Annotated in this window: 13 protein-coding genes and 2 pseudogenes; 13 read left to right on the forward strand and 2 right to left on the reverse strand. The window is 40.4% G+C overall.

Annotated elements, in window-relative coordinates; all coding sequences use genetic code 11:
* The first annotated feature begins 223 nt into the window (after positions 1-223).
* The 9 genes and pseudogenes from R7M92_RS03975 (at position 224) to R7M92_RS04015 (ending at position 7,123) form a co-directional block, all read left to right on the forward strand.
* Positions 224-505: a hypothetical protein gene (locus R7M92_RS03975; RefSeq protein ID WP_318132754.1), complete on the forward strand. Its 282-nt coding sequence runs from the start codon at positions 224-226 to the stop codon at positions 503-505.
* A 110-nt stretch (positions 506-615) separates the two neighbouring features.
* Positions 616-1,188 carry an imm11 family protein gene (locus R7M92_RS03980; protein ID WP_318132756.1) on the forward strand — a complete coding sequence of 191 codons (573 nt, stop codon included), beginning with the start codon at positions 616-618 and terminating at the stop codon, positions 1,186-1,188.
* A gap of 8 nt (positions 1,189-1,196) precedes the next feature.
* Positions 1,197-1,688: pseudogene (locus R7M92_RS03985) on the forward strand (hypothetical protein).
* A 92-nt stretch (positions 1,689-1,780) separates the two neighbouring features.
* Positions 1,781-2,157, forward strand: a pseudogene (locus R7M92_RS25075) (DUF4150 domain-containing protein); the annotation flags it as partial.
* Positions 2,158-3,146: 989 nt separating this feature from the next.
* Positions 3,147-4,883, forward strand: coding sequence for a hypothetical protein (locus tag R7M92_RS03995; RefSeq protein WP_318132760.1), 1,737 nt, complete (start codon positions 3,147-3,149; stop codon positions 4,881-4,883).
* 127 nt (positions 4,884-5,010) lie between these two features.
* Entirely contained in the window at positions 5,011-5,379 is a 369-nt protein-coding gene (locus R7M92_RS04000) for a hypothetical protein (protein ID WP_318132762.1), read from the forward strand.
* On the forward strand, positions 5,379-5,942 hold the full coding sequence (locus tag R7M92_RS04005) for a hypothetical protein (RefSeq protein ID WP_213867634.1): 564 nt from the start codon (positions 5,379-5,381) through the stop codon (positions 5,940-5,942). The genes R7M92_RS04000 and R7M92_RS04005 overlap by 1 nt, the downstream gene beginning before the upstream one ends.
* A gap of 78 nt (positions 5,943-6,020) precedes the next feature.
* Positions 6,021-6,509: a hypothetical protein gene (locus R7M92_RS04010; protein ID WP_225496057.1), complete on the forward strand. Its 489-nt coding sequence runs from the start codon at positions 6,021-6,023 to the stop codon at positions 6,507-6,509.
* 203 nt (positions 6,510-6,712) lie between these two features.
* Positions 6,713-7,123: a hypothetical protein gene (locus R7M92_RS04015; RefSeq protein WP_005373341.1), complete on the forward strand. Its 411-nt coding sequence runs from the start codon at positions 6,713-6,715 to the stop codon at positions 7,121-7,123.
* 114 nt (positions 7,124-7,237) lie between these two features.
* On the opposite strand, the gene R7M92_RS04020 is transcribed toward R7M92_RS04015, so the two are convergent.
* Positions 7,238-8,374, reverse strand: coding sequence for a multidrug effflux MFS transporter (locus tag R7M92_RS04020; RefSeq protein ID WP_318132764.1), 1,137 nt, complete (start codon positions 8,372-8,374; stop codon positions 7,238-7,240).
* A gap of 99 nt (positions 8,375-8,473) precedes the next feature.
* On the opposite strand from R7M92_RS04020, the gene R7M92_RS04025 reads away from it, so the two are divergent.
* Positions 8,474-9,247 (forward strand): AraC family transcriptional regulator, encoded by a 774-nt coding sequence (locus R7M92_RS04025; RefSeq protein ID WP_213866782.1) that lies wholly within the window; start codon positions 8,474-8,476, stop codon positions 9,245-9,247.
* Between the two features lie 90 nt (positions 9,248-9,337).
* On the opposite strand, the gene R7M92_RS04030 is transcribed toward R7M92_RS04025, so the two are convergent.
* Positions 9,338-10,246, reverse strand: a complete 909-nt coding sequence (locus R7M92_RS04030; RefSeq protein ID WP_149192096.1) for a LysR family transcriptional regulator — start codon at positions 10,244-10,246, stop codon at positions 9,338-9,340.
* Between the two features lie 135 nt (positions 10,247-10,381).
* Here R7M92_RS04030 and R7M92_RS04035 point away from each other — a divergent pair, with 135 nt between their 5' ends.
* The 3 genes from R7M92_RS04035 (at position 10,382) to R7M92_RS04045 (ending at position 12,731) form a co-directional block, all read left to right on the forward strand.
* Positions 10,382-11,101, forward strand: a complete 720-nt coding sequence (locus tag R7M92_RS04035; RefSeq protein ID WP_053307575.1) for an SDR family oxidoreductase — start codon at positions 10,382-10,384, stop codon at positions 11,099-11,101.
* Positions 11,102-11,494: 393 nt separating this feature from the next.
* Entirely contained in the window at positions 11,495-12,430 is a 936-nt protein-coding gene (locus tag R7M92_RS04040; protein ID WP_054574676.1) for a universal stress protein, read from the forward strand.
* A 109-nt stretch (positions 12,431-12,539) separates the two neighbouring features.
* A complete protein-coding gene (locus R7M92_RS04045; RefSeq protein ID WP_005373328.1) occupies positions 12,540-12,731 on the forward strand; it encodes a hypothetical protein in 192 nt (63 codons plus the stop codon).
* Positions 12,732-12,874: the final 143 nt, after the last annotated feature.

Here is a 12,874-nt window from a genome sequence, read left to right on the forward strand (position 1 = left end):
TTAGCATGAGTAGTTTTACAGGCAAAGCCGAAACGGATGATAACCACCTACTGAAGTAGGTGGTTTAGGGCTGAAAACAAAAGTTTATAAGACTACTGATGTGTTTTTAATTCCTTCATTAGCAATAATAAGTGGTGTTTTTGATAATATTTCATTCAATCACTTATTTTGAGTAAACTGGGTTGACATAACTCTTGTCGATAATGGAAATTATGGCTATAAAATGTTACAGCTTTGCAATGAAATAAATGTAATTGATAGGGGTAAAAGTGTATTTGACTTTTACGATGAATTTGAAGGTGTAGAGTTTATCTCTGGAATGAATAAGTTGATTGTAAACGAAGATTTGATAGATAACATAGAGCTTAAAAAAAGACTTATATTTAGGGATTCTGGTTGGAAGGATAAAATATTTTACCATAAGTCCATTGTGGAAAAATTTCTTGAGCAGAAAGTGCAGGGGATAGAATTTTTCTCAGTCGATAATTATTCGGAGTTTGTATAGATGCCTATAAAATGTGAATAAATCAATAAGACTTTTTAAGGAAGGGAAATGATTTTTGTATTTGTGAAATCTAGACTTATACAGCATTATAAAGCAAGTGAACGTAAAATATGAAATTTTCTATTATTAGTGAAAATCATGTAATTTCGCAAATGATTTATACATGTGTTGATAGTAGAGAGTCATTGTATAGTAAAGCGCAATTTGAGCCCACAAGCTCTTTAGAGCCTATTGTTTGGGAATCTACGGATGGTTTTGTTAAAGGTGTAGGTAATATTGCGGATAATGGTGATCTCTGTGTTAGTAAGGAGTTCGCTGAACTGGTGATGAGTTTTGATCCTTATGGGATTGAATGTTACCCTGCAGAACCTAGATTAACAGATGGCTCGTTATCAAATCGTTATTTGTTGGCACTAAATAATGTTTTAGATGTTATTGATGAATCTAAATCTAGAATGAGAAAGTCACCCAAGAGAAATAAGATGTTAGTTATGGAACTTTATTTATCAGAGGAGAAGTTAAAAAAACTCCCTCTTCAAAATAGAGTTTTGTTCCGCGTTAAAGAGGCTGAGACCGCAACAATTTTCGGTGAGGAAATTTTTGATCTTGTGACTGGCACTGACTCATTTAGTGATTTAAGAGCTTTTAAATTGGATTGTGATAAGGAAGTACCAAAGTACTGAGGCTTAAGATGAAAAAACAATATCATTTACTAACCAAACAAGACCTAGGTAACTTTCTATTCAAGCAAAGTCCTAAGCCAATAGTGCCAGTAGAGCCCGATTTGCTTTTGGAAATGACCTTTTCTCCAAAGTTATTTATCACCAGTGATATTGCGTCAAAAGTGGAGAAACTGGTCGTACACGGGGTAGAGTGGTTAGATGCTCGAGTGGATTGCTCTCCAAGCCAACCAACAGATGATCAAATTAAAGTTTACGAAGATTATCGTATGCCTTATATCCATCAAACTTATAAATTGAGGGACAAAGAAAAACAATACGGCAAGTTGAACTGGTTAGACATTGAGTCAACGGAGTTTGATTTTTCTTAACTAGACAATGTTCCCTTAGAAGAGCGATTGATATTTAAACTAGAAGAAGATTTTGGCTTAGTTTTCATTCACCAAAGTGTGATTGACCTTCTTAAAAATGACGTCAAAGAGGTTTGGGTAAGGGATGTATAATAAACGCAGCAAGGCGCTTATTCATTTAATACTAGATTTAATCCATAAATCATATAAATGCACGTTTTTAGGTGTTTTTACTAGTCGCCTGTAAGCCGATCGTACCTATCTCTTATGGCAAATGCTAAATCAGCAGACCTTGCTGGTGGGACTACGACAGTCTCTATGGATGGCGGTAACAGTGTCGCTATCAAGGGCAGTACGTTCTCAAAAAGTACCGGCGATGCGGGCGGTGACAGAAAAGGCGTTTCCTCTGGCACGATAGAAGCTGAAGCAAAATTCATTTCAGCCTCACCAACGGTTAAATTTGAAGGTAAGGGCGTATGTCGCCTGTCCGATCAAATGACCATGAACAAAGCCAACACCATGTGTTTGGGTGGGGCACAAAACCCATCGGTTTCTGTTACGGAAGATCAGGAAGGGACGTATACGCTGGATATAGAATGCAAATATCCAAATGGGCTCCCTTACTCTAATGCACAATTTTCTTTAGTCGAACCTTCAGGTGCTGTCATTGGGAGTGGAGTGCTGGATTCTAGCGGAAAAGCATCTGTTAATGGTCTCGCTCTAAAAGAATGCAAGTTAGTGCTCAGTGAAACTCAAGACTCTTACACCCCGAACCAATCTTTAGCTGAAAATATTGTGACGGAAACTTACCCTGATCCGAATGATTTTTGTACGTTTGTCGCAGGTCGCCGCTCACCATTTTGGGAAGATCGTGTTGGGGTTGCTAATGACTGGGGGATATTGATGTCCCCATCCTTCAGTGATGATGACTTTAAAGACATTGTGTTAGAGCAAAGCCGTATATCGTCTCCTTATGCGATTAGTCAAAATCACTCTAAAGACTTTTCTGATGCTTATGTTTCGGCACTTTATCACATCCAAACTGATACTACTGCGCTAGAGAAATATGAACCTTTAGTTGAACTGCTCTTGGAGCAAGTGCACGAAAATGGCGATATATTGAGAGTCTTATATCAAGCTGATGTGTTTGAGCCTCCCTATGAATTATTAGCGAAGCTTCGCTTTTTAGGGACTGGGAATACTGTGAAGTATTTGCAGTTTGTTTTATGGACGTTGATAAACAATCAAATCTGTTCATACATCGATGAGCTAAACAGTGAAATCATCGGTCGTTTAGATTTCATACAAAGCCAAGCTTCTGCAAGATCGTTGAGTTCTGTTGAAGAGGGTATAAACGGTTATAAAAAAGCACTTAACCACTTCAAACAAGCACTTCCTGACGTCATTAGCCAAATTTTCGAAACCAAAAATGACACCCTAATTTCTATATCGGCAATGGCCCTTGGGAGCACCGTTAACATAGCGAGCCAATCTAGCTTTGCTACTAATTTAGGTAGGGTTAATGCGGTGGTGTACACGAAGTCAAACAACTTGAACCGCCCATCATTTGTCACTTTTGACGATAACTTTTCTGACTAGGACATTTAAATCATGGATGCAGTTTTTCCGATAGCGCAACGAGAAGGTGACGCTTACTACACGCTCAGTGATTTTACGAAATTGTTTGATCAAGCTAAGAGCGGTCGTTATTTAATAGGACAAGGGTACGGTTGGCATAGTGGCATTCACTTAACATCAAAAATGTTACCGTGGGGGAAAGGGCTCAGACCTATTCAAGCGATGCTTGATGGAAAAATAGTGGCATTTCGCATAAATCCTGATTACCTAACATCAACGTACCAAGAGCAAGAGTTTAAGTATAGTAATAACTTTGTGCTTATCGAGCATGAGGCTGTAAACCCCGAAGATAATGAAGATGTATTTAAGTTCTATACACTTTATATGCACCTTGCGCCACCTTCAGATATTGGCGCCAATTCATCTATAACCACGCGTTACCGTTTACAAGAAGCGAGAAATGTACGCACTTTCAAACATAGTGATGTGCCTACTAATTCTGGTGAAAAAAAACAGTCGATGTCTAAAGGAACATTACTTGAATACCTGTATGCAGAAGAGAAGGAGAGCCATCCATACCAGATCGACAAAAATACCTACAAAATGATAAAGTGCCGTGTGGTAGAGAATGGTAAATCGGCAAGTGGTAGCGAAAAAGCACTGTTAAACAAGATTGTTTGGTTTGCTTCGGGTCTCAATAGTGACTTTGACATTTTAGAAGATTCCTCTGCTGTCCTATCAGAACCAGTTTCAGAACCTAAATGGATGTCGGACAAGGCGGCAATGATTAGGGACGGTAGTGTGGTTTCTTTACTCCCACTCCTATTTAGAGAGGGGATAAAGGTTTCAGCTGGGGAAGATATCGGTTACATGGGACTGCATGAGTACAGTAACGATGCAATTGGAACTAAGAAAGAAGATAATCGTGTGCATATCGAGATGTTCTCTTTTGAGGAGCCGCCCGAATTTTTCAAAAAACAGATTTCTCCCAAAAATGCGGAAGAAAATCCACTTGTTGTTCTCGATGGGGCCGATAGTAGCGGTGCCGTTGATATGAGTAATTCGTTTATTCAGCAATTACTTGAATCTGTGACAGAAGATCAAGTAACGGACTTCTCCTCGTTCACTGCTCGCGATGCCAAAGTATACTTAGACGGTAAGCGTAAACACTTTGAGCGATTTATTGTGAAACATCCTACAGATTGGCATACAGAGTCGTCACAAAGTCTTTATGAATCAATCCATCAGACCGCAAAGGAAGCTCTAGATATTAAGTGCTCCGCTGGTTTTGTGACTATAGAGGACTACCGTAACTCCCCATGGCGCGATCAAGTGATGGATAGCTTTGATCTTTTCTCGCAATTCGAACTGGAAAGAGCAGATAAGTTCTCATGGATGCAAGATTTACAAGGTGATTTGCAACTAAGCGATGATAAGAGTCTTTGGCATTATTGGCCTTTTATTCCTCAAACTCAAGGTGCCTTTAAGTTTACTCTAGAAATGCTACAAGAGGTATACCCTGAAGTTAAAGACTCTAAGCGGGATGTCTTACAAGGTATTGTTAATGAACTAAATGATCACATGCTTTTTTATAAGCTAGATACGCCTTTACGTAGAACACACTTTTTTGCTCAGCTTATGCAAGAAACCGGTGAGAGCCTAAATATGGCTGAATATACCAATTATCGTATTTCTACGCTGGATACATCAGAATTTAATACTGCTAGGTCACGTCGATATCCTTTAGATCACCCCAAAATATGCAGGTAAGCGCTATATTGATGTTCACGGTATCGCAGACAAGAAAAATGGTAAATTCGTTAAAAAAGATGGTACTTCTCCTACTCTTGATGACAAAAGGATATTGTTTAACGTTATGTATGGAGGCAGAAGCGAAATGAAGAATGGTGATTTTTTGACAACTGATGATGGGTGGATTTTTAGGGGGCGTGGATTAAAACAGCTTACCGGCAGAGACAATTATGAGCGTTTCAATAAATGGCATTTACAAAATCAATCAGAGTGGCCATTGGACGTCGTAGATTTTTTAAATACACCAGAGCTTATATTAGAGGCTAAATATGCGACTCGCTCTGCTGCTTGGTTTTGGCTAGATATTAAAGGTCCTGAGAGGGCAGATAAAGGAGCCAACGATAAAGTTGTGAATGAAATAACACGTAAGGTAAACCGTTATACTAGCAATAAATCTTACCGGAAGCGTAGAGAAAACTTCAAACTTTTATGGGAAAATAAGGTATTTAACTAATGATAAAAAATATTAAACTTCATGCTATGTCAAGCATTCTCATAATAAGCTTCCCAGTTTTAGCAGTACACCCACAGATAGACAAAAAACTAAGCGATACAACAGTCACTTTGTGTAAGAGCAACGAGGACATTTACTTTAATGCAAAGTTAGAGAACCGAAAATATGTTTCCTTGTGTGGGGCTGGGCATAGAAGTCCAAGTACTGGTTATGTAAAGTATCGATATGGGACAAGCGATAAAGTAGAATTAGAATACCCAGAAAGTGCAGAAACCCCAAAAGGTAAATTTTTAAGTTATCATATAAGACTTGGTAAGTTACAAGGTAGGAATATTTTTTTCTATTCAGGGGATTACAGATATAGTATCGGTTATTTAGCTGATAACTGTAGCTTGCATGTTTATAAAGGTAGTGAGCTTGTATTTAGCTCATCTTGCGAAGAGACTTCCGAGCTGAACACGTTTGGTGGAGGTCAATCATCAGGCTCGGTGATATTAGAAGAAGAACTAATCAAAAGATTTCCTGAACAATTTCAAGACCCAAATGAACCGGAGTTTCACTGAATTTACAATAGATGTGTTAGCTTATAACGATCCTCTGGTTCTTGCGCGTGACTCTTGAATGTTTGATGAGGGGGCTCCTTGTTCATTAGGAATATAAACATCATTAGCTTTTTATCGTCCTTGTCTCTTTCACTTTCTGTAAGTGCAAGCTGTGATCAAGAATCCACCGTATTCACATGTGATTTAGAAAATAAAGGTGGCAGTTTGAAAGCTTGCTTTAATCAAGCCGAGAATTCGATGTATTTTGTTGTTGACGAAAATGGGTTGAAAACAGTTTATACTCCAAGACAAGGGAAGAGTTTAGATAACTATAAATGGATAGATATTTCTTTTGAAGAACCTGAATTCATTCCTTTGAAGTTTGAAGTAAATGAAAACAAGAATGCGTATTTTTCATTGACTAGAGGTGGTGGGCGGTTGAGTGTCGTTGCTAACTCCGTTGACATGATTGAAGATGAAAATGCTGTTGAGTACTACTGTGAATTGGAAACTGAAACAGCTCTGGATCCCAACGTTAGATTAAAAATAAAACACGTAAAGCCTAATGAGTTTGAAGCTTGGGGTTAAATAGCAATAGATTCCGGTGAGAGCCTAAATAAAATTCATTGTAATAAAAAGTTAGCTTTTCTAGAAAATCTACTCGAGACGTTTGGATAAGAAATGTTCAGATAAAAAGCGCCGAAAGGCGCTTTTTATTTTCTTTAAAATAAAGTATGGTCTCCCTCCTTTTAAAATGGTAAGTGTTGAATAATTCAACAGTGGTTAGGTAAATGAATAAAATAACTAAACTCGCTTTGGCTTTGTCCGTATTGACATCTGTTGTTGGGTGTCAACTGGTCTCAAATACGCCGATGCAATCGACAGCAACGAAGGAAATAATTGAAAAAGCAAAGACAGAGTTTGATGGACAACGTTTTTATAAGTTGAATGAATATGATGAAGAAATCAACGTTTCAGATGACGGGGTCATTACCTTCAAGTCTTACTTACCACGCAGCGGCGGCTATGAATGGGTACCAATTGTTATACGCGATACTAGTTTTCGTGTTTCTTGCGATTATTTCAGTGAATATGTTGAAGCTGGAATGGTTGTTCAGGTTCAGTTTGTAGGTAAACGCGGGCGCATTGAAAATTACGACAAGCAACGTTGTGAAGAGTTTGGCGAGCCAACATGGCAATAAGATCTATGGATAATTAAAGCGCCGACAGGCGCTTTTTATTTACGTTTTAGTTAACCGTTAGAAAAGATGTAGACCAATCTTCGGAAGATTAGGCAAGCAATGCGTAGTATCTGGTCACAAGTTGGTATGAACTTGCCTTTTAGAAAACGCTAATAAAATCGCTAAACAGCTACATGCTAATAGAACGACACCTAAGTTTTGTGCTGTTCCAGCCATCGCTAATCCCGTCCCGATCATGATGTAGTACATGAGCCCAAATAAAGCGCCTGCGCTACCTACCTGTTGTTTATAATCAACGAGTGCGTCACTGAGTATATTGGGTATCGCAATCCCATAAGACATGACGACTAACACCATTGGAGCAACAAACCAGATTGATTGGCTCAGAATCAACACACCGACTGATCCCAAACTAAGCAATACTGCTGAGAGCCAAAGTAGTTGGCTTTTTCGAACATTTTTAGACACTAGGGATTTGTTTAAACAACTCCCAAGCAGAGTGCCTAACCCCAGTACCATGCCACTGTATCCAAATTGTTCGGAGTTATACCCAAGTACCGAGAAAGTAAATGCGCCAAGCTGGTAATAAGAAAATAGAGCAATGTTATACAAAGCAACCAGTAATCCTGAGCGCCAAATTCGCGCGTCTCTTACCATTTCCCAGCTAAGTTGATGCAACCGTACTGGTGTCTGTTCCTTCTGTGTTTCAGGAAGCTTAATAACGTTATAAGCGAGCAATACTAACGCGATTAAAAACAAGGCAAAAAACACATAACGGTATCCACCAAGCGCTGTAAGCTGCCCGCCTAATAGCATGCCAACTACCGGGCTGATTGATATACCCATCCCCATTAAGCTAAAGACTTTACTCAGTTCTTGACCGTCAAACGCGTCACGAAGCATGGTCTGTGTGACAACGGATCCTACCGCGATACCAAATGCGCTTAGGGCTCGCGCGGTCATGACAACAGCAAAGCTTTCGGTTTGAGTTGCGAGTAAAGATGCGCAACCATAGATAAAGAGCCCAATAAGCATGGTGGGCCTTCTTCCCAGTTTATCTGCGAGAACTCCCCAAACTACAACGCCAATGGCAAAAGCTAGGAAGTAAATCGACAATGTTTGGGCTGCTTGTGCGTGGTTTACATCAAATGATAGAGCGATTGAGCTCAACGCTGGGCTATAGATGGTTTCTACAATTTGCGGAAACATCAACATGACCAGCATGAGCCATAAAGAGGGCTTAGTATTCATATTGTTACCCATTGTTAATGAAGTTGGCGGGCAGTATAAATGAGGCTATGATTGATCTAATAACAACATAAAAACCAAATACATCAACATTCGGACAAAATGGCGCTTATTAACGAAAAAACACAATTTGATGCAGACAAAATTTTTAATTGTGTAGTGGGAATTGCTGCGGATATTGGCAAGCACGACTCAGGTATGCATATGCACAAGAAAGGGCAGTTATTGTACGCACCTCAAGGTTGTATGAGTTTTGCTCTGGAAGACTCGATTTGTATTTTGCCACCGACAAAGGCGGTTTGGATCCCACCTAATACGCCGCATCGCGCACTAATGACGAATGTGGTGGCGTATCGATCTTTGTATTTTGATTGTGAGGAGTTTGCCTGTCCGAGTAAGATCACGATGATAGAAGTGAATAATTTACTCCAAGCTCTTATTGATAAAATGTCATTTTGGGAGTGGGATAAGCCTAGCAGCGAGATGGTAAATACGACGGCGCTTTTTTGGGAGGAGTTTTATGCTGCGAAACGTTATTCGTTTCAGTTGCCTTTGCCATCGCATCGGCGCTTAACAACGTTTCGTCGAGAGTTGGTTGAACCTTCATTTCTAGCTCCTTCGCTTACTACTCTTGCAAGCAAAGTTGGGGCAAGCACCAAGACGGTAACACGATTATTTAAGTCGGAAACGGGCATGAATTATCAAGATTGGCGGCAACAGTGGAGGCTTTTAAAAGCAGTTGAATTGTTATCAACGGGAATGCCAGTCAGCGCAGTTGCCGATTGGCTGGAGTTTTCGTCAGACAGTGCTTTTATTGCATTTTTCAAAAAGCAAACTGGACAAACACCTCTGACGTTTATGAAAACCAAGCCTTAAGCGTCAAAATGCTCACACTCTTTCTAGAACAAACCCCAGGTTCACAGGCTCAGCCTATAAAGCATACATAGACAGGTACCAACGTGCAGGTTACTTGTCTTTACTCTGCAGTTTGCGAAAGTATTGCGTAGTAAAATCAACAAAGGCTCGGATGCGTTTTGGTTGATGTCGGTCGTGATGATAAAGGAGTGAAAATTCCACACTCGGAATGCTCCAATTGGTAAACACTTCTTTTAGCTTGCCTGTCTGGAGTTCTTGTTGACAATAAAGTGCTGGTACACGGATGATGCCATTTCCCGCCAAGGCTGCTTTTATCATTACTCTGCCACTCTTACATCGTAACTGTCCACGTATCTGGTGTTCCGTTGACTGCTTTGTATTCGTGTTCTCAAATGCCCACCGTGTCACACTACCTGTCAAACAAACGTGTTTTTCTAAGTCCTTTGGATGCGAAGGATAGCCATATGTTTCTAAATAGTTTGGGCTTGCGTATGTCCCCATTTCCACATCGATCAGTTTGCGAGCGATAAAGTTGGAGTCGTCTAACTTTCCCATTCGAAAAGCGATATCGAATTCATCCGCGATTAAATCGACACGATGGCTACTAAAATCTAGGTTAATGCTCACTTGTGGGTGTTGGATTAGAAACTGAGCAACGATATCTGCGACAACGTCTTCTCCTAAATAGCCCCCCACACAGTTGATACGAATGTCACCTCTTAAGTCTTCTACATCATCAACCACTGCCATAACAGCTTGATCAATATTGTGAAGGGCAGTTTCACACTGTTTATACAGAGCCTTGCCTGCTTCGGTGAGGTTCAGTGTTCGAGTGGTCCTTTGTAGCAAAGTGACACCAATCTGTTGTTCCAGATTTGTTATTTGACGTGAAACGTGTGAGCGAGAAACGCCAAGTTGCTCTGCTGCTTTCGTGAAGTTTCCTAGTTGAGCGATTAGGACGAAGGAGCGAATATCCGCAAGGTTGATGTGTGTTTGCATGATGACTTCTTCATAATTCAAAAAAGTATTGTTGCAGTATAACAACAGTGTTTCAACTAGGTCGGTATATATCAACAAACAAAGTTTTCTTAAACTTACCGCCACTGATGTAAACCGTTCGATTAAGGATTCAAAATGAAAAAGTTAATTGTTATTACAGGCGCTAGTTCAGGCATTGGTGAAGCGATTGCACGTCACTTCAGTGACCAGGGCCATGCTCTTCTTTTGTTAGCAAGACGTGTAGAACGTTTAGAAGCATTAAACTTACCAAATACGCTTTGTGAAAAGGTAGATGTGACCGACAAAGCTTCTTTTGAGGCTGCAATTGAGAAAGCTGAAGCGTTGTATGGTCCGGTAGATGCACTTGTAAATAACGCAGGCGTTATGCTTCTAGGTCAGATAGATACTCAGGAAGCATCGGAGTGGAAGCGCATGTTTGATGTGAACGTAATTGGCTTGCTCAATGGCATGCAGTCCGTCCTAGCACCTATGAAAGCACGTAACAGTGGTACGATCATTAACATCAGCTCTATTGCGGGCAAGAAAACATTCCCTGATCATGCTGCTTATTGCGGTACCAAATTTGCGGTTCATGCTATTTCTGAAAACGTACGTGAAGAAGTTGCGTCATCGAATGTTCGCGTTACGACGATTGCACCTGGTGCAGTGGAAACGGAATTACTTTCACATACAACGTCTCAAGATATTAAAGATGGTTATGACGCCTGGAAGGTGGATATGGGCGGTGTGTTGGCCGCAGATGACATCGCACGCGCAGTGCTGTTTGCTTATCAGCAACCGCAAGGTGTATGTGTTCGTGAAATTGCTTTGGCACCGACAAAACAACAACCTTAACATTGAGTTACGGCGATTTTAGGTCACTAAAGCCGTAAAACTTTGCATATCGATTCGTGATTGAGATGGCATCTTTAAACTAAGTTGCGTGAAAATTTAGGTCATCCATTTAAATCCGGACACTAAGTGTGTTATTGCTTATACCCAAGTTACTCAAGGTGAGAAAAAACTTTGAGTAATTTGGGTTTTTATTTGGTCTCAACTTTAGGTAGCGGAATTTATTTAGGTCGAAGGCGATAGTTGTGAAGAAAGGAGAGTGTGACGTAAAACAAAATGAAGCAATATCCGTCTCTTAATGAGAATTGATTTCATCAACGTCACAAGCCGTTACAATTATCCGTTAGGTATTATACTTTGTGGGTGGTTAATATTTAACCAAATAAGGAGGTGTGTATGAAACGATTCGCAAACATACTTTTTGCAACACAAGGATTGCCAGGCCATAGTGACGCCCTCGAACAAGCGATGAGGATTGCATCTAGCAACAAAGTGCCTGTCTCAGGGCTAATAGCGTGTCCTGATTTCCCAACAGACATGATCCAGTATCAGCAAAGTTATGAGCAATCGCTGCAAGACTCCCTCAAACAAAGTATTCACGAATACAGACAGAAGCTGGGACTCACTGAAGAGGATCTCGCATTTCCTCTTACTGTTAAAAGCAGTGAAAAGCCCGCTGTCTGTATTATTCAAGAAGCATTAGCTGATAACAAAGATCTCATCATCAAAGAAGCTGAACCGCTCGGTGAAGGTGCTGAGGGTTTCAAAGCTATTGATATGACTCTGTTACGAAAATGCCCTTGTCCGCTTTGGTTGCACCGACCAATTGATAAGCCAAGAGATAAGCGCCGTGTTGCTGTGGCTATCGACCCATTAACGGCAAGCGATGAACAGCACTCATTAGCCGTGCGTTTACTCGAATTATCGCGTTCGATAGCCGACACCTGCGATAGTCGTTTACACGTGATTTCTTGCTGGGAGTATTACTTAGAAAACTACCTTAATGGTAACGCTTGGATTCAAGTCGATGATGCTGAGTTGAAACATGAACTCGATAAGGCAAAAGCCGATCATAAACAAGCTCTGCAACAGCTGTTGGAGGAGTCTGGGATTACAGGTGAAATTGTGATTCACCACCTGCATGGAAAACCCGACGAAAAGATTCCAGATTACGTAGAAAGTATTGAGGTAGACGTGTTGGTCATGGGTACCTTAGCGAGGACTGGTATATCTGGTTATGTCATTGGTAATACGGCTGAAAATATTTTGCAATCGATTAACTGTAGTTTGGTCGCTCTTAAGCCCGATGGTTTTGTCTCACCGATTCAGTAATTGGGGTGTAACAAAGTTGGGTTTAAGTGATGTTTTAGGTAAAGGAGGGAGATGGATCTCTAGAACATGGAATTATCAATGTATCAATAAGTTATCAGAGGAGAGTGACATGAAAAACCTATGCCCGAAATGCCACACAGAAATGATAGAACGTTCGAATGTTTATGTTTGTCCGAGAAATGATATCGGTGACTGCACCTACGATGCATTCGAGTTAGCTGATGACGATAATCCATATACATTCAGCCAAGAACACGTAAGTAGTGACCTACGTTCTTATGCCGTAGCAGACAGCAAATAGCGGTTTGTATCGGCGTTCCTCTAAGTAGCACTCAGTGATTACTGTTTGCTACTTTTCCCTTGGTTTCATGATCGTTTTTGAAGCGCTTGGGCTAAAACAATACAGTGGAGTTTGTCATTTGCGCCGGATAGGGCGTATCTTCT

The organism is Vibrio sp. Vb2880 (genome assembly GCF_033337975.1).
Lineage (GTDB): Bacteria > Pseudomonadota > Gammaproteobacteria > Enterobacterales > Vibrionaceae > Vibrio > Vibrio alginolyticus.

Coding starts and splice junctions, on each gene's coding strand:
- R7M92_RS03975 (WP_318132754.1), top strand. CDS start 224: ATGTTACAGCTTTGCAATGAAATAAATGTAATTGATAGGGGTAAAAGT.
- R7M92_RS03980 (WP_318132756.1), top strand. CDS start 616: ATGAAATTTTCTATTATTAGTGAAAATCATGTAATTTCGCAAATGATT.
- R7M92_RS03995 (WP_318132760.1), top strand. CDS start 3,147: ATGGATGCAGTTTTTCCGATAGCGCAACGAGAAGGTGACGCTTACTAC.
- R7M92_RS04000 (WP_318132762.1), top strand. CDS start 5,011: ATGAAGAATGGTGATTTTTTGACAACTGATGATGGGTGGATTTTTAGG.
- R7M92_RS04005 (WP_213867634.1), top strand. CDS start 5,379: ATGATAAAAAATATTAAACTTCATGCTATGTCAAGCATTCTCATAATA.
- R7M92_RS04015 (WP_005373341.1), top strand. CDS start 6,713: ATGAATAAAATAACTAAACTCGCTTTGGCTTTGTCCGTATTGACATCT.
- R7M92_RS04020 (WP_318132764.1), bottom strand. CDS start 8,374: ATGAATACTAAGCCCTCTTTATGGCTCATGCTGGTCATGTTGATGTTT.
- R7M92_RS04025 (WP_213866782.1), top strand. CDS start 8,474: ATGGCGCTTATTAACGAAAAAACACAATTTGATGCAGACAAAATTTTT.
- R7M92_RS04030 (WP_149192096.1), bottom strand. CDS start 10,246: ATGCAAACACACATCAACCTTGCGGATATTCGCTCCTTCGTCCTAATC.
- R7M92_RS04035 (WP_053307575.1), top strand. CDS start 10,382: ATGAAAAAGTTAATTGTTATTACAGGCGCTAGTTCAGGCATTGGTGAA.
- R7M92_RS04040 (WP_054574676.1), top strand. CDS start 11,495: ATGAAACGATTCGCAAACATACTTTTTGCAACACAAGGATTGCCAGGC.
- R7M92_RS04045 (WP_005373328.1), top strand. CDS start 12,540: ATGAAAAACCTATGCCCGAAATGCCACACAGAAATGATAGAACGTTCG.